General features: G+C 57.8%; 12 protein-coding genes. 8 read left to right on the plus strand and 4 right to left on the minus strand.

From position 1 onward, the window contains the following. Nucleotides 1–47 precede the first annotated feature (47 nt). Entirely contained in the window at nt 48–1,682 is a 1,635-nt protein-coding gene (locus NH398_RS16485) for an NAD+ synthase (protein WP_253019306.1), read from the plus strand. A gap of 20 nt (nt 1,683–1,702) precedes the next feature. Here the strand turns inward: NH398_RS16485 and NH398_RS16490 are convergent, their stop codons facing one another. The 3 genes from NH398_RS16490 to NH398_RS16500 all read right to left on the minus strand — a co-directional run bounded on the left by NH398_RS16490 (nt 1,703) and on the right by NH398_RS16500 (nt 6,705). Beyond that, on the minus strand, nt 1,703–3,859 hold the full coding sequence (locus tag NH398_RS16490) for a GGDEF domain-containing phosphodiesterase (RefSeq protein WP_159343241.1): 2,157 nt from the start codon (nt 3,857–3,859) through the stop codon (nt 1,703–1,705). An 83-nt stretch (nt 3,860–3,942) separates the two neighbouring features. Next, a complete protein-coding gene (locus NH398_RS16495; RefSeq protein WP_253019300.1) occupies nt 3,943–5,652 on the minus strand; it encodes a methyl-accepting chemotaxis protein in 1,710 nt (569 codons plus the stop codon). Nucleotides 5,653–5,892: 240 nt separating this feature from the next. Continuing rightward, on the minus strand, nt 5,893–6,705 hold the full coding sequence (locus NH398_RS16500) for an outer membrane protein assembly factor BamD (RefSeq protein WP_253019301.1): 813 nt from the start codon (nt 6,703–6,705) through the stop codon (nt 5,893–5,895). A 194-nt stretch (nt 6,706–6,899) separates the two neighbouring features. Here NH398_RS16500 and rluD point away from each other — a divergent pair, with 194 nt between their 5' ends. The 5 genes from rluD to ilvN all read left to right on the plus strand — a co-directional run bounded on the left by rluD (nt 6,900) and on the right by ilvN (nt 14,040). Continuing rightward, entirely contained in the window at nt 6,900–7,859 is a 960-nt protein-coding gene (gene rluD / locus NH398_RS16505) for a 23S rRNA pseudouridine(1911/1915/1917) synthase RluD (RefSeq protein ID WP_159343238.1), read from the plus strand. Continuing rightward, nucleotides 7,856–8,611, plus strand: a complete 756-nt coding sequence (gene pgeF, locus NH398_RS16510; RefSeq protein WP_253019302.1) for a peptidoglycan editing factor PgeF — start codon at nt 7,856–7,858, stop codon at nt 8,609–8,611. The genes rluD and pgeF overlap by 4 nt, the downstream gene beginning before the upstream one ends. Before the next feature lie 128 nt (nt 8,612–8,739). After that, nucleotides 8,740–11,319, plus strand: coding sequence for an ATP-dependent chaperone ClpB (clpB, locus tag NH398_RS16515; RefSeq protein ID WP_253019303.1), 2,580 nt, complete (start codon nt 8,740–8,742; stop codon nt 11,317–11,319). Nucleotides 11,320–11,824: 505 nt separating this feature from the next. Further along, complete coding sequence (locus NH398_RS16520) at nt 11,825–13,549, plus strand: acetolactate synthase 3 large subunit (RefSeq protein WP_159343235.1); 1,725 nt, start codon at nt 11,825–11,827, stop codon at nt 13,547–13,549. After that, complete coding sequence (gene ilvN / locus NH398_RS16525; protein ID WP_030074339.1) at nt 13,549–14,040, plus strand: acetolactate synthase small subunit; 492 nt, start codon at nt 13,549–13,551, stop codon at nt 14,038–14,040. The genes NH398_RS16520 and ilvN overlap by 1 nt, the downstream gene beginning before the upstream one ends. A 90-nt stretch (nt 14,041–14,130) precedes the next feature. On the opposite strand, the gene ilvY is transcribed toward ilvN, so the two are convergent. Beyond that, nucleotides 14,131–15,018: an HTH-type transcriptional activator IlvY gene (ilvY, locus tag NH398_RS16530; protein WP_253019304.1), complete on the minus strand. Its 888-nt coding sequence runs from the start codon at nt 15,016–15,018 to the stop codon at nt 14,131–14,133. A 195-nt stretch (nt 15,019–15,213) separates the two neighbouring features. Here ilvY and ilvC point away from each other — a divergent pair, with 195 nt between their 5' ends. Together ilvC and pssA are read left to right on the plus strand one after the other, a co-directional pair. Continuing rightward, the gene (gene ilvC, locus NH398_RS16535) at nt 15,214–16,230 is read left to right on the plus strand and encodes a ketol-acid reductoisomerase (RefSeq protein ID WP_044630358.1); all 1,017 of its coding nucleotides are present in this window, start codon (nt 15,214–15,216) and stop codon (nt 16,228–16,230) included. A gap of 146 nt (nt 16,231–16,376) precedes the next feature. Next, on the plus strand, nt 16,377–17,264 hold the full coding sequence (gene pssA / locus NH398_RS16540) for a CDP-diacylglycerol--serine O-phosphatidyltransferase (protein WP_253019305.1): 888 nt from the start codon (nt 16,377–16,379) through the stop codon (nt 17,262–17,264). Nucleotides 17,265–17,428: the final 164 nt, after the last annotated feature.

Below are 17,428 nucleotides of genomic sequence, written 5' to 3' on the forward strand. Positions count from 1 at the left end.
GGTAGATGCCACCGTATTCCGAAGATTCTCAAGAGATTTTGACGCCCATGCAAGACTTAACGCTGGTAATGGCCCAACTCGACCCTCTGGTAGGAGATATTCCCGGCAATGCCGCGCGTGCCATTGAAGCGGTGCGTGAAGCGAGGATCGAGCATGGGGCGGATATTGTTGTCTTCCCTGAGCTTTTTTTATCCGGTTACCCGCCGGAAGATCTGCTGCTGCGCCCTTCCATGGAAACTCGTCTGCGGGAAGCGCGGGCAAAAATGGCGGAAAAGATCTCCCGCGATGTGCTGGTGATCATTGGCTATCCCGGCGTCCGTGAAGGCAAGTGCTACAACTTGGCGGGGGTGCTGTACAACGGCCAATGGGAAGCGGAATACGCCAAGCAAGCGCTGCCCAACTACCAAGTGTTCGACGAACAGCGTTACTTCACCCCGGGCACCGAACCGCTGGTATACGAGCACAAAGGAGCCAAGCTGGGCCTGCTGATTTGCGAAGACCTGTGGGAAGGCGCGCCGGTGAAGGCCGCTCGCGAGGCGGGTGCTGAAGTGCTGATCAGTTTGAACGCGTCACCCTATCATCAGGACAAGCCCGCCGAGCGTCTGCGTCTGTTGGAACAGCGCGCCCAAGACGTGCAGCGTCCTATCGTTTACGTCAATACCATTGGCGGTCAGGACGAGCTGGTGTTTGACGGGGGATCGAGCTGTGTCGATGCCAGTGGCCAACTCAAGGTGCTGGCGCCCTACTGGCAGGCAGGGCTGATGCCCATTCAGTTGCTACAAACCAGCGCGGATGCCTGGGAGCCTCAAGCCGGGGAGATCGAGCCCGACGTTGAGCCGGAAGAGAGTCTCTACTGTGCGCTGGTGACCGGCCTGCGTGACTACGTCAACAAGAGCGGTTTCAAAGGCGTGGTGCTGGGACTGTCTGGCGGCATCGATTCCGCGCTCTCGCTGGCCATTGCAGTGGATGCGCTAGGGCCGCAGCGGGTGCAAGCCGTCATGATGCCTTACCACTACACCGCGGATATCTCCAAGCAGGATGCCGCCGAGCAGGCGAACCTGCTGGGCGTGCACTATGACGTCTTGCCCATCGAGCCGATGGTGGAAGCGTTCATGGGGACCCTAGCTGAGAGCTTTGCCGGTACCGAGCGCGACACGACCGAAGAAAACCTGCAGTCGCGCTGCCGTGGCGTGCTGCTCATGGCGATTTCCAACAAGAAAGGGCTGATGGTATTGACCACGGGTAACAAGAGCGAAATGGCCGTGGGATACGCCACGTTGTATGGCGATATGGTAGGCGGCTACAACGCCATCAAGGATGTGTATAAAACCTGGGTATACCGCTTGGCCCGCTGGCGCAATACGCAGTCTCCGGCGATTCCCGAGCGGGTGATCGAGCGTGCGCCTAGTGCGGAACTCGCCCCTGACCAGCAGGATAGCGACTCACTCCCTGACTACGATGTACTGGATGCCATTCTGGTTCGCTACATTGAGGGAGATATGAGCGCCGAGGCGATCATTGCCGCCGGCTTTGAGGAAGAGGATGTCTACAAGGTCGTCAAGCTGGTGGATCGCTGTGAATACAAGCGCCGCCAGGCGCCAGTGGGCGTGCGGGTCACGCCCCGTGGTTTCGGGCGTGACCGTCGCTACCCCATCGTGAACGGCTGGCAGCCTGGGGACTAAGGGCTCAAGCGCGCACTGGCTTAAGTCAGTACCGGAGGAGGGGCCAGACAGTGTTTGGCCATCTCTTCCGCGGCTACTGGCTTGCAGAAGTAGTAACCCTGATAAGCGTGGCACTGGTGCTCGTTGAGATAGCGCCAGTGCTCCATGGTTTCTACCCCCTCGGCAATCACGTTCAGTCCCAGCGAATGCCCCATGGCAATGATCGTTTCGACGATGGCCATGTCATCTTCGTCCTGATGAAGATCGCGCACGAAGGATTGATCGATTTTGATCTGATCCAACGGCAATCGCTTCAAGTACTGAAGCGATGAGTAGCCGGTGCCAAAGTCGTCCATGGCGAAACTGATCCCCAGCGCCTTCAGCTGATGCATACGGGCGATGGTATCTTCTACTTTACCAATCACGGTACTCTCAGTTAGCTCAAGCTTCAGCTTGTGCGGCGAAGCGCCGCTAAGTTCCAGGGCGTTGGCCACCTCTTCAACGAAGTTCGGCTGTTGGAACTGTTTGGCGCTGACGTTAACGGCCAGGACCAAGTCCTTGGTGTGTGCCGCCGTTTCCCACATGACGAGCTGTTCGCAGGCAGCGTGCAGTACCCAGGTGCCAATAGGCACGATGAGTCCAGTCTCCTCGGCCAGCGGAATGAAGGTGCCTGGCGAGACGAAGCCTCGGGTAGCGTGCTGCCAACGGATGAGCGCTTCCGCGCCGATGGCTCGCCCTTGGCTGTCCACCTGCATTTGATACACCAGTACGAACTCTTCCCGCTCGATGGCGAGACGCAGATCCCGCTCGAGCTCGGTGCGCGTTTCCAGCTGTGCTTGCACCGCCGGGTCATAAAAGCGGATCGTATTTTGACCATCGCGCTTGGCGAGGTGAACCGCTGAGTTGGCGTACTGGAAAAGCTGGTCGACGCTGTCATCGACACCTTTGAACAAGACGAGCCCCTGGCTGACATTGAGATACTGGTAATGCCCATCCAAGCAGTAAGACTGGGTCAGCGCGTGATTGATCTGCTGCGCCAAGAACTCGGCTTTCTCAGCGGCCTTCAGCTTGTCGGCATCCAAACCGTCTACGATCAGCACGAATTCATCGCCGCTCAGGCGGCCGATGGTGCAGCCCTGTTGCTCCAACGTTTTTAGCCGCGAGGCCATCTGCTTGAGCAGGTCGTCGCCCGCCCGATGGCCGATGCCGTCGTTGATGCGCTTGAATTCGTCCACATCCACGTACACCAGCGCCCCGTAGGTATTGGTTTGGCTATTGGTTTCCAACGAGTGCTGCAAGTGCTCTTTCATCAACCGCCAGTTAGGTAGATCGGTGAGCGTGTCGTAGTACGCTAGTTGATGGACCTGGCGCTCCGCTTCGCGACGCTGCTGTTCGGTATCGCGAAAAGAGAGCAGCGAAAGCGCAATGCGCTGAAGCGGGCCGCTGTGCTGTTTGCTTAGGCGTTCGACGGCCTGCATGTCGGGCAGGGCTTGGTGGTTGTCGGATAGAGCTAGAATCGCGTCGCCCACCGTGACGAGCCGCTGATTGATGCGCCACGCGGCCAAAAAGGCGGCACTGATCAGCAGGGCAAAGAGTCCCAGACCTAGCCATAGCGTGGAGTTTCGCGATTGGATGAGGTCGGTGTACGACTCCCGGTGACGATCGCTGGCACGCTGGGTCAGCGCCTCGAAAATCTGCTGAGAAAAGAGGCTGAAGGTCGAGAAGTGGCGCTGGGCTTCTTGCAGGTAATACCCTGGGTCTCCCTGGTTTAGGGTAGCCGCTTCGTTCGCCATGCTGACAAACCGGCGATATTCACGAAAGGCGCGCTGTAAGGTGTCGGCGCTCTCCTGGCTCAGGTCGAAAATCAGTGGCGACGCGGCCAACTGATCGATGCTGTCACCAATGCGCGATAGCTCTTGGTTGATCAGGCCGTATTCGGAGTAACGCTGCATGGCGCCCAGATCGGTCGCTTCCGCGCGGCTAAACACTTCACTCATGCGTTGATGAAGATCGCCCAGTTGACGATCAAACGTCGCCATCTGCACAAGGGTGTCCAGGTCGTTGGACTGAAGCTGGTAGCTCTGCAGCGACTGCTCTTTGATCGTATAGGTGGCTAGCCCCAATAGCAGTGCCACGGGAAGTACGACCATCAGAATGGGGAGCAAAAACACCATGAACAGGCTTTGCGAAGGTTTCATAGTAACCTCAAGGGAAAGCAGTGGACCGTGGCGCATCACGCCACGGCCTCTCTAAATAATTAACGGCAGGTCAGGCGTTTTATTTAGAAGCTTTCCCACTCAGGTTCCGCAGAAGCGCTGGAGTTGGCTGCAGGCAGCGCCGGCGCTTTCTGGGGCGCGGGGGAGGGCGCTGGGGTGGCTTGGCTCACGCGACGTGGCGTGCTCGACGCCGTCGACGGCAGTTTGAATGCGCCCATGGCATGCAGCAGCTGGTGGGCATTTTGACGCAAGTTGTTGGCGGCAGTCGCACTTTCGTGTACCAACGATGCGTTTTGTTGCGTGACCTGATCCATTTCGGTGACCGCTTGGCCCACTTCCTGAACGCCAGCGCTCTGTTCGGCGCTGGCATTGCTGATCTCTTGCATGATGGTGGTCACACGCTGGATGGCTTCGACGATCTCTTCGGTGGATTTGCTGGCTTCTTCCGCCCGCTCGTTACCATGGTTGACGCGCTCGAGATTGCTGCTGATGAGGTTGTTGATTTCCCGCGCAGCATCGGCACTGCGCTGGGCCAGCTTACGCACCTCTTCGGCAACGACGGCAAACCCGCGGCCATGCTCGCCTGCTCGGGCTGCCTCGACCGAGGCGTTCAAGGCCAAGATGTTGGTTTGGAAGGCGATCGAATCAATGGTCGAAATGATGCCAGCGATCTCTTGAGAGCTTTTATTGAGATCGTTCATGGTGGCGACGACCTGATGCACCGCTTCACCGCCCCGGGTGGCCGTTGTCGAAGCGCTGGCGGCTTCTTGGCTGGCCTGTTCGGAGTTATCGGCGTTCTGCTTCACCGTGCTGTTGAGCTCCTCCATGGCGGAGGCCGTTTCGGCCAGGGCGCTGGCCTGCTCCTCAGTGCGTGAGGCAAGATCGTTGTTGCCTTCCGCAATCTGCTCGCTGTTGGAGGCGACGGCCTCCGCCGAGGCGCGCACTTGCGCCACGATGTCTTGGAGGTGCTTCGCCATCTCGACCTGCGACGCCATGATGCTGCGGGTATCGCCTTTCTTAAGCCGTCCTTTGGTGGCGAGTTCGCCACGACCGATGGCTTGAGCAAAGGCTTTCACCTCAAAGGGTTCGGCACCCAGTTCCCGCAATAGCTGACGCGACAGGAAGACGGCAATCAGGCCACCGATCAGTAGGGCAAAGAGCGTTAAGCCAAGCATCTGTAGCTGAAAACCCGAAGCCGTGGCACGGGCATCGGCGGTGGTCACGTTGTTGATCTGTTCTTGCAGGTCGATGAACTGATTGATGCGGTTGAGCCATTCCGTGTAGGCAGGGCCTGCCTGCTCTAACAGAATGGCTTGGGCTTGCTGATTGTTACCCGTCTCTCGAGCGGCCAAGACTTGCGCCGTCAAGCGCTTCGTCGCATCGGCTTGCTCACCGATGTTCGCCAGCATTCGCTGCTCGTCTGCCGAGGCCGTCGAGGTTTGATTGACCTGTGCCATTCCGGCCATGGCGGCTTGGTAGGCCTCCTCGAGTTGGCGCATCTCGGCCTGCAGTTCTGTCAACATGCCATCACCTGCAGTGATGACGATGTCACGCAAGACGATGGCGCGATCATGAACACTGCCTCGCATATCGACGGCGTAACCTTGTTTTTCGCCGTGAACATCGTTGATCTGGGTTAAGCCACGGTCAATTTGGTTGACTTGAAGGATGCCTGCCACGGTGAGCAGCACCAGTAATGCCAGAAGGATAGAAAATCCGACGGCGAGTCGGGTGCTTATTTTCGTACCCGAAAGTCGTTTCATCAGGGAGGTCATGCAAGGGGCTCCTTAGGCGCCGTGAAGGCGCTTTATTATGTTCGGCAAAGGGGATAATAGTGCTGGCAGCATAATTTGTACAACATCTGTATGACTATTTATGTTTTTCGAATTGATTAAGTTTTTGTTAATTAAGTTTTAATTAGGTAAGAATAAAAAAAACCACGCCGAAGCGTGGTTTTATTAGTGCGCAAATTGTACAGCCAAATCGTGGCAGCCGCTAGCGGCATGATTCAACGCTCAATCGCTGTTGCCATGCTTTGGTGTGAAGCGACCACCTTGTAACTGCTCGTGATCCGGTGCGTTTTCCCGCAGCACAGCGAGGACTTCACTGGCACGGTCATCCATGCCCAGCCCCTGGTAGCCTTCGATCATCGTCGCCAGCGCATCGCGAGTCGCGTTGGATTCCGGATAGTTCTCGATCACCCAGCGACCCCGCTCGACGGCGGCCAGGAAGGCACCGCGACGCAGGTAGTAATCGGCCACATGTAACTCATGGCGCGCCAAGAGCTCGCGCAGGTAGACGATGCGCTGCTGGGCATCCGGGGCGTACTGGCTCTGCGGGAAGCGCTGAATCAGTTCGCGGAAGTCGTTGTAAGCATCGCGCGATGCCCCTAGATCACGCTTGGAGATGTCGATCAGGCGCAGGCGCTCGAGGCTGAAACGTCCCGCCTGCCAAGCAGAAAGCCCACGCAGGTAGTAAGCGTAATCCACCTGCGGATGATCCGGATGTAAGCGGATGAAGCGGCTAGCAGCAGCGCGCGCCTCTTCCCAGTTGCTGTTTTCGTAATAGGCATAAATCAGTTCGAGCTGGGCCTGCTCGGCGTGAGGACCGAACGGGTAGCGGGTATCCAGCGCTTCAAGGCGCTCGATAGCAATCGGAAAACGGTTGCTATCGAGCGCGGTGCGTGCCAGCTCGTACAGCTCGCGCTCCTGGACACCCGCAAACTCGTCTTCCTCTTCCGGGGTCGTGTCGTTGCTGGCGCAGCCTGCGAGAAGGGCAAGGCTCAAGGCTAGGGCGCCAAAGCGGTGGGCAGCGGAAAAAACGCGCATCATCATCCTCGTTGCAAACAAGCCTCAATCACCGAAAAGCGACGATGGCCATAAGTAGAAATGGTAGAATAGGTCGCAGTGAGCCCACTATAAAACACCTAGACGCAAAACGCAGGCTTAGCGACACGTCGCAACGGCAAGTTGTACATCTTGGGTGGTTTGTTTGGGCGGTTAGCGTCTTAGAGAGGTTATTCATGTCTCGTATTGTTGAAGCCACGCAGCGGGTGCCCGCCACGTTAGCTGGCGCACGTTTGGACCAAGCGGCAGCGGAGTTGTTCAGTGATTACTCCCGCGAGCGTTTGAAAGCGTGGATCAACGCCGGTGAGCTCACCGTCGATGGTGCCAAGGTCAAGCCGAAAGCCAAACTGCACGGCCATGAAGTGCTGACGCTCAACGCGACCATCGAAGAGGACACGCGTTTCGAGCCCCAGGACATTGCGCTGGACATCGTCTACGAAGACGATGACGTCATCGTCATCAACAAGGCAGCGGGCATGGTCGTGCATCCGGCGGCGGGCAACCCGGATGGCACTTTGCTCAATGCGCTACTGCATCATCACCCCACACTGGCGGAAGTGCCCCGTGCGGGCATCGTCCACCGCCTGGATAAAGACACCACTGGCCTGATGATGGTCGCCAAAACCTTGCCCGCCCAAACCGTGCTGGTGGAGCAGCTTCAGGCGCGTACCGTGTCGCGTCAGTACGACGCCATCGTGATCGGTAAGCCCGTGGCGGGGAGCACCATCGATGCGCCGATTGGCAGGCACCCGAAAGACCGCAAGCGTCAGGCAGTGACGGCTTCCGGCAAGCCAGCCGTGACGCATTACCGCGTGGTCGAGCGCTTTCGTGCCCACACCCACGTGCGCTGCCAGCTAGAAACCGGCCGTACCCACCAAATCCGTGTGCACATGGCCCATGCCCGCTATCCGCTGATTGGCGACCCGCTCTACAGTGGCCGTGCCAAGCTTCCGCCGGGGGCAGCCGGGCCGTTGAAAGAGATTTTGCGCGAGTTTCCTCGCCAAGCGCTGCATGCTCGCAAGTTGAGCTTCGTACACCCCGTCAGTGGCGAAACCCTCACTTTTCAAGCCGACCTGCCCGATGATCTACTAATGTTGTTGGACTACCTGCGCGAAGATAGCGAGACCATGCGATGAGCGATGCCATAGACCTGCGCCCGACGCTACTGCTACCGGACTGGCCCGCGCCCGCCAACGTGCGGGCCTTTGTGACCACGCGTGAAACGGGGCCGAGCCAGAATGATTTCGCGGCCTTCAATCCGGCCGCTCACGTGGGCGATAACGCCGACCATGTGGCGCTGTGTCGACGATTGCTTCAAAAAGAGATTGGCGATGACCGCCCGCTGCTGTGGCTTAACCAAACCCACGGCGCGCGGGTGCAGCAGGAGTACCAAAGCGATGCACCCGACGCCGATGCTGCGCTTGCCAACAGCCGCGAGTACGCTTGTGTCGTGCTCACCGCCGACTGTTTACCAGTGCTGTTTTGTAATCGCCAAGGAACGCAGGTAGCGGTGGCCCACGCGGGCTGGCGAGGACTGGCAGGCGGCGTGCTGGAAGCCACGGTAGCTGCCATGAACTGCGATCCCGACGATGTTCTGGTGTGGTTAGGCCCTGCGATCTCCAATGCCCAGTTCGAGGTAGGGCCAGAAGTGTACGGCGCTTTCGTCGCAATACACCCAGATACGGCCGACGCGTTCGACCACAGCCCGTACCGGCTTGGGCACTATATGGCCGATTTGTATCGGCTCGCGCGCTTTCGCCTGGAAGCTTTGGGCATTCATCATATTAGCGGCGGGCACTTCTGCACCGCCTGCGAGTCGCGCTTCTACTCCTATCGCCGTGATAACGGCAATACCGGCCGCATGGCAAGCGTGATCTGGATCAACTAATCGCCACTTGAAATGCGTGGATATGACGCCATTTAACTTGTCAAGCTAATCGTCTTTAGCACGTTCAACGACAGGTTATTGGGAAACGCCGTGGGTCCAAACGCACGGCACTCCCCAGGAGGCACGTCATGCGATTCGATAAATTCACTGCCAAATTACAGGCCGCCATTGCCGAGGCGCAGTCTCTCGCCGTGGGCCAAGGCCATAACCAGCTCGATCCCGCGCACCTGCTGCTGGCACTGATCGATACCAAAGAAACCGGCATCAAAGCGCTGATCGAGAAAGCCGACGGCAGCAGTTCACGCCTGCGCGACGGTTTGCAGCGTCAAATGGACGATTTGCCCAAAGTCGGCCAGTTCGATGGCGACGTTCAGCCCTCTCGTGATTTCGTCAAGCTGATCAATCTCACCGACCGTGAAGCCCAGAAGCGCGGCGATCAATTCATCGCTTCAGAACTCGTGCTGCTGGCCGCATTGGAAATGAACAGCGCCATCACCAAACTGATGAAAGAGGCGGGATTAAGCCGTAAAGACCTAGAGGCGTCCATTGACAGCCTGCGCGGCGGTGCCAAGGTCGACGACCCCAATGCGGAAGAGCAGCGTGAAGCGCTCAATAAGTACACGCTGGACCTGACTCAGCGCGCGCTGGACGGCAAGCTCGACCCAGTGATTGGCCGCGACGACGAAATTCGCCGCACGATCCAAGTGCTACAGCGTCGCACCAAAAATAACCCGGTACTGATTGGCGAGCCCGGCGTGGGTAAGACCGCCATTGTCGAAGGCTTGGCTCAGCGTATCGTCAATGGCGAGGTGCCCGAAGGTCTGAAAGAGAAGCGTGTGCTCTCATTGGATATGGGCGCGCTGCTCGCCGGGGCTAAGTTTCGCGGTGAGTTTGAGGAGCGCCTGAAAGCGGTACTGAAAGAGCTCTCCCAAGAAGAGGGGCGAGTGATTCTGTTCATTGACGAGCTGCATACCATGGTGGGGGCTGGGAAAGCCGAAGGCGCGATGGATGCGGGCAATATGCTCAAACCGGCGCTGGCGCGAGGCGAGCTGCACTGCGTAGGTGCCACCACGCTGGATGAGTACCGCAAGTACATCGAAAAAGACGCCGCGTTAGAGCGCCGTTTCCAGAAAGTGCTGGTGGACGAGCCTACCGAGGCCGATACCATCGCCATTCTGCGCGGCCTGAAAGAGCGCTACGAGGTGCATCACGGCGTCGATATTACCGACTCGGCGATCATTGCTGCCGCCAAGCTCTCTACGCGCTATATCACCGACCGTCAGCTGCCGGACAAAGCCATCGATCTGATCGATGAAGCCGCCTCGCGGATTCGCATGGAGCTGGACTCCAAGCCTGAAGAGATGGATCGTCTCGACCGTCGCCTCATTCAGCTCAAAATGGAGCGTGAAGCGCTTAAGAAAGAGACCGACGAAGCCACCAAGAAACGCTTAGAAGCACTCAATCAGCAGATTCATGAGCTGGAGCGTGAATACGCTGATTTGGATGAGATTTGGAAGGCGGAAAAGGCCAGTATCCAAGGTGCGGCTCAGTTTAAGGCGGAGCTTGAGCAAGCGCGTATCGACCTTGAGCAAGCGCGCCGCCAGGGCGATTTAGGTCGTATGTCGGAAATCCAGTACGGCAAAATTCCCGCGCTGGAGAAGAAGATCAGCGAAGCGGGCGAAGGTGAAGCAGACACCGCCAGCCATCAGCTGCTGCGCTCCAACGTCACGGAAGAAGAGATTGCGGAAGTGGTTTCTCGCTGGACAGGCATTCCTGTCTCTAAAATGCTGGAAGGCGAGCGGGACAAGCTGCTGCGCATGGAAGACGCCCTGCACGAGCGCGTCATTGGTCAAAACGAGGCGGTCGAGGCCGTCGCCAACGCGGTGCGCCGCTCTCGGGCGGGCCTTGCCGACCCCAACCGTCCCAACGGTTCGTTCCTATTCCTCGGCCCGACCGGGGTGGGGAAAACCGAGCTGTGTAAGTCGCTGGCCAATTTCCTGTTCGATACGGAAGAGGCCATGGTACGCATTGATATGTCGGAGTTTATGGAGAAGCACTCCGTGGCCCGCTTGATTGGCGCACCTCCCGGCTATGTCGGTTACGAAGAAGGTGGCTACTTGACCGAAGCCGTGCGCCGCAAGCCCTACTCGGTGCTGCTGCTGGATGAGGTGGAAAAAGCGCACCCGGATGTGTTCAACATTCTGCTGCAAGTGCTGGAAGATGGCCGCTTAACCGATGGTCAGGGTCGTACCGTCGACTTCCGTAACACCGTGATTGTGATGACCTCCAACATGGGCTCAGACATCATTCAACGCATGGGCGGGGATGATAACGACTACGAGCTGATGAAAAACGCGGTGATGGAGGTTGTGGGTAACCACTTCCGCCCTGAGTTGATCAACCGGATCGATGAAGTGGTCGTGTTCCACGCCCTCGGCCAAGAGCAGATTCAGGCCATTGCTGGCATTCAGTTGGAGCGCTTGAAGGCACGGCTTGCGGAACACGATCTGCGCCTGGAGTTGAGCGACGATGCCATGGCGCAGCTCGCGGTGGTGGGCTTCGATCCGGTCTTTGGGGCACGGCCGCTCAAGCGCGCTATCCAAAGCCGCGTCGAAAACCCGCTGGCGCAGAATCTGCTGGCAGGTAAGTACCTTCCCGGTACGACCATTCACATCAGCGCGGAAGAGGGTAAGCTGGTGTTTCACTAATCATGCCGTCTCGTAGAGCCGGACTTGGCGCAATACCGTGCGGGGATTGCGCAATGATATAGGGCAAATGCCCCGTCAGCGCCGCTGTCGGGGCATTTTTTTGTGCTGACTGCGACCTTTGTTGCGTTTGGCTGGATCGGAGGTTGACAGGCTAAGGGTGCTAATGGAATCTTGTGGGTTCCTGATTTGCGGGCGCGGAACCAACGGGCAACCCCTCATCCCCGCGCGAAGGGTAGGCTCACGCCTCTACCCGCCGAAGGACTTCCGGGCTTGGGCTAACCGCCTGACCTGGCCAACGCCCCGACACGGTAAACCGCCGTGTAAGGGAGACGCTCTTTATGGTCGACATAGATGAGCGTTCCCGATGAGAGTGCAGGCCCTAACCGGGCCATATTGCCAGGGTTTGGCATCAGGTGCCGGCATGGGCCGGCAGCGGCATACCGCCGCACTCGACCCCGCAGGATGTCCTGCGGATCGCACTCGAGACCTCCAGGGGAGAAACACAGTGGAACTGCTTTCCGGCGCAGACATGATCGCCCGCTTCTTGCAAGATGAGGGCGTCGAATACATTTATGGTTATCCCGGTGGTGCGGCGCTGCATATTTACGACGCGCTGTTCCGCCAAGACAAAGTGAAGCACATCCTCGTGCGGCACGAACAGGCAGCCACCCACGCTGCCGACGGCTATGCCCGTGCTTCCGGCAAGCCCGGCGTGGTGCTGGTGACCTCTGGCCCCGGCGCTACCAACGCGGTGACCGGTATTGCGACCGCCTACATGGACTCCATTCCCATGGTCGTGCTATGCGGCCAGGTCATGAGCCACTTGATTGGTGACGACGCCTTCCAGGAAACCGATATCGTCGGCGTGACGCGTCCTATCGTGAAGCACAGCTTCTCGATTCGTCACCCGTCCGAGATTCCTGAAGTATTGAAAAAAGCCTTCTATCTGGCATCGACCGGTCGTCCTGGCCCGGTGGTGGTGGATATTCCTAAGGACATGACGGCCCCCACCGAGCGCTATGAGTACGTGTACCCGAAAAAGGTCAAACTGCGCTCGTACAATCCGGTAACCCGTGGCCATACCGGGCAGATCAAAAAAGCCGTCGAAATGATGTTGAAGGCCAAGCGCCCAGTGTTCTATACCGGCGGTGGCGTGGTGACCGGCAAAGCAAGCGAAGGCTTGACCGATTTGGTGAAGCAGCTTGGTTTCCCGATTACCACTACGCTGATGGGCATTGGTGCGTACCCACAAAGCGACCGCCAGTGTCTGGGGTGGCTGGGCATGCACGGCTCGTATGAATCCAACATGGCCATGCACCATGCTGACTTGATCATTGCCATTGGCGCGCGCTTCGACGACCGAGTGACCAATAACACGTCGAAGTTCTGCCCAACAGCGAAAATCATTCATGTCGATGTCGACCCAAGCTCGGTATCCAAGACCGTACGTGCTGATGTGCCGATCGTAGGGCCAGCCGCCAGCGTCATCAACGAGATGATTAGCCTGGTGCAGGGGAACGCCATCGCGCACCCCGACGCGCTGACCGAGTGGTGGCAGAAGATCGACGGCTGGCGCGCCGAGCGTGAAGGAAAGCTCTACGAGCCTTCCAAGCCCGGCGAAGTGCTGAAACCGCAAGAAGTCATCGAAGCGCTGTGCCGAGTGACCCGTGGCGAAGCGTACGTCACCACGGACGTGGGGCAGCACCAGATGTTTGCGGCGCAGTACTACAAGTTCGACAAGCCGAATCGTCTGATCACGTCAGGCGGGCTAGGCACCATGGGCTTTGGCTTCCCTGCTGCCATGGGCATCAAGCAAAACTTCCCGGACGACGATGTGGTCTGCGTCACCGGTGAAGGCAGCTTCCAGATGATGATGCAAGAACTCTCCACCTGTAAGCAGTACGGCGTGGGCGTCAAGATCGTCAACCTGAACAACGCATCGCTCGGCATGGTGCGCCAGTGGCAGGATTTGAACTACAAATCTCGCCATGCGCACTCCTATATGGAGTCGCTGCCCGACTTCCATATGCTGATCGAAGCGTACGGGTTCACCGCGATCACCGTGACGACGCTAGACGAGTTGGAACCGGCGCTGGAGCGTGCGTTTGCCAACAAGCATGAGTTGGTCTTCCTGGACGTGAAGGTCGACCCCCATGAACACGTCTATCCGATGCAGGTACCGCTGGGTGCTATGCGTGACATGCTGCTGTCTAAAACGGAGCGTACCTGATGCGTCATATCATCTCGATTCTGATGGAAAACGAACCGGGTGCGCTGTCACGTGTGGTCGGGCTCTTCTCCCAGCGTAACTTCAACATCGAAACGCTGAACGTGGCACCGACGGAAGATCCGTCGCTGTCCCGCTTAACGGTCACTACGGTGGGCGACGACCGAGTGATTGAACAGATTACCAAGCACCTCAACAAGCTGATCGATGTGGTCAAGCTGGTGGATCTCACTGAAGGTAACCACATCGAGCGTGAATTGATGCTGGTGAAGGTGAAAGCGCTTGGCGCTGCTCGCGACGAAGTAAAGCGCACGGTAGATATCTTCCGCGCGCAGATCGTCGACGTGACGCCCAGCCTCTACACCGTGCAGATTACCGGCGACGCTTCAAAGCTAGATGCCTTCTTACAGGCCATGGCGCCAGTAGGTATTCTGGAAGTGGCGCGTACCGGGGTGTCCGGTATTGCCCGTGGTGATAAGGTGCTGTCGCTGTAGCCTGCGCCGAGTCGCTGGAAGGTATCGACGAAAAACCGCCCCTTGCTGGGCGGTTTTTTTGTGCGTGCCTCGTCATGGATGGTCAGCACATCAACGCGGAGTCACTGCCGCCCAAAACGCGTCGATCATCGGGTTTTTGAGCCGTCGGTTCAGCACGCAGAGGCCAACGTCGTAGTGGGGTAGCTCAGGCTTGACGTTGAGTATCTGCACGCGCTCTGCCAGCGGGCTATTGTCCAGCACGATCTTGGGAACCACGCCCACGCCAAACCCAAGCCCCACCATGCTCACAATGGCTTCATGCCCAGCGACCTGGGCATAAATACGCGGTGCAATGCCCATGGCTTTAAACCACGTATTGGCATACTCCCTGGAAAGACCCGCTTCCGACAAAATCATCGGCACGTGCTGCCACTGCTCGGCGGTGGAGCTTTCCGGCTGCTGCGGTAGCCACGCATGCGGTTCGGTCGGTGCAATGAACAGCAGTGGCGAGCGGGTTAGCGACTTGAAGGCCAGCGCGCTAGGTGGGATACGCGGCCGCGGCGTGATGGCCATGTCATCAGCACCTTCCAGCACCCGCGACATCGCATCGGCAGGATCGCCAGTATGCAGCTTGAGCTCGATGCCAGGGTGACGAGTACGTACATCGCTGAGCAATTCATACAGAAAGCTGTAGCTCGCCGTGACGGAGCAGTAAATGCTGATTTCGCCGCTGAGCTGCGCCGTGGTGGCGGCCAAGGTGCGTTTTTGAGTTTCCCACTGCTCCAAGGTCTCTTTGGCATAGCGTTGGAACGTGATGCCTTGAGGGGTGAGCGTCACGTGGCGGTTGTCCCGTTCAAACAGGCGCGTGCCTAGCTCGCTCTCTACCTGTTGAATAGAGCGGCTCAGCGTCGATGGGCTGATATGACAAAGCTCGCTGGCGCGGCCAAAGTGCAGCGTATCGGCCAGGGTGACGACGTGTTTGAGTAGACGAAAATCCATAAAGGCCGACTTCCTAAGCGTGATTTCATAATATGAAATAGTATGTTGCAAACATAGCGTTTTACGCAATGGGTGCGCTGTCGTAGAGTGACCCCAACGCCGAATCCTAGTGCTGCAAAAGACGGCACGGGTGGCCATCAACGCTGACCTATACGCAAAAAAAGTTTTGGTTTCATCGACTTCTGGAGTTTCGCCATGCACGTTTATTACGATAAAGATTGCGACCTGTCCCTTATTCAGGCTAAGAAAGTCACCATCGTTGGTTACGGCTCGCAGGGCCATGCACACGCTAACAACCTGAAAGAGTCGGGCGTCGACGTGACCGTTGCCCTGCGCAAAGGCTCCTCTTCTGCAGCGAAAGCAGAAGCGGCTGGCTTGAAAGTGGCGAGCGTGCCGGAAGCGTGCAAGACCGCTGACGTGGTCATGATCCTGGCGCCGGACGAAAACCAAAAAGCCATCTACGAGCAGGAAGTCGAGCCGAACCTGAAAGAGGGCGCGACGCTGGCGTTCGCCCACGGCTTCAACATTCACTACAACCAGATCGAGCCGCGTAAAGATCTCGACGTGATCATGATCGCGCCGAAAGCGCCGGGCCACACCGTTCGTTCCGAATTCGTCAAAGGCGGCGGTATTCCGGACCTGATCGCGATTCACCAAGATGCGTCTGGCAGTGCGAAAGAGCTGGCGCTCTCCTACGCAGCCGGTGTTGGCGGTGGCCGCAGCGGTATTATCGAAACCACCTTCAAAGACGAAACCGAAACCGATCTGTTCGGCGAGCAAGCGGTCCTGTGTGGCGGCGCCGTCGAGCTGGTAAAAGCGGGCTTCGAAACGCTGACGGAAGCCGGTTACGCCCCGGAAATGGCTTACTTCGAGTGTCTGCACGAGCTCAAGCTGATCGTCGATCTGATGTACGAAGGCGGCATTGCCAACATGAACTACTCCATCTCTAACAACGCAGAGTATGGCGAGTACGTAACGGGGCCTGAAGTGATCAACGACCAGTCTCGTGCGGCGATGCGTAACGCACTGAAGCGTATCCAGACCGGTGAATACGCCAAGATGTTCATTCAGGAAGGTAACACCAACTACCCGTCCATGACGGCACGCCGTCGCCTGAACGCGGAACACGAAATCGAGCAGGTAGGTGCCAAGCTGCGCGGTATGATGCCGTGGATTGCTGCCAACCAACTGGTCGACAAGTCCAAAAATTAATCGACGCATCGAGTTACCCACGCCCCGACGCGCTGCTTCGGGGCGTTTTTCGTTGTCTATGGCAATTGGCTGGTCGCCTGGGCGTCACCGTGTAGAATGGAAAGAGATCACTTTTCGTGTGACTTCACTTTAAATGGATGACACTTATGACCCAGGATGCTCGCGATCAAGAGCACGGCAACACGCAGCCTTCCGAGACGTCGGCCAGCGGTGACTCCCCACAATCCGCAACGACAAAGGACGATACCGTCGGTAATGAAGATCTCGCCGCGGCGTTCCTGCGGGAAACCGAGGTCGTGGAAGAGGCCGTCGAAGACGGTAAGAAGATTCGTCGTAAAGGGATCTATCTACTGCCCAATCTGTTCACGACCTCCGCGCTTTTCTCCGGTTTTTTTGCCGTCGTCGCCGGTATCAACGGTGAGTTCACCTCGGCGGCCGTGGCCATTTTCATTGCTATGGTGCTGGATGGTCTGGATGGCCGTGTGGCGCGCATGACCAACACCCAAAGCGAGTTCGGCGCTGAGTACGACAGTCTTGCCGATATGATCTCGTTCGGGATGGCACCGGCATTGGTCGCCTTTACCTGGATTCTCCAAGATATTGGCAAAACAGGCTGGGTGGTAGCGTTCCTTTACGTTGCCTGTGCTGCGCTGCGCTTGGCACGCTTCAACGTGCAAATTGGTAGCGTCGATAAAAAATGGTTTATCGGTTTGCCTAGCCCTTCTGCAGCGGCGCTGGTTGCTGCCAGCGTATGGACGTTCCATAGTTTTGATGCCGATGCATTTGGCTTCAAGCTGTTGATGCTCGTCGTCGTCGGTGCGGCCGGTATTTTGATGGTGAGTAACATCCGCTACTACAGCTTCAAGGACCTTGATTTCAAAAAGCCGGTACCTTTCGTAGTGCTGTTGGCCGTCGTGCTGGGCTTTGTGATGATCTCCGTCGAGCCGTCGGTCATGCTGTTGCTGCTGTTTGCAGCTTATGTATGTTCAGGCCCTATCTTGGCCGTCATGCGCAAAGCCAAACCCAAGCGCTAAACTTTTTGAAAACTTTTTCACATTAGCTCTTGCCAATCCGGCTTCGAATCCGTAAAGTACGCATCCGCTGCCGGGGACGCCAAGCGTTACCAGCGGTGAATGAGGTTAAAAACCTCTGGTTTGTCAGGAAGTTAGCACCGTCTCGTTATTGATTGGATCGCTCG

Source organism: Halomonas sp. CnH100-B, from assembly GCF_024124605.1.
Lineage (GTDB): Bacteria > Pseudomonadota > Gammaproteobacteria > Pseudomonadales > Halomonadaceae > Vreelandella.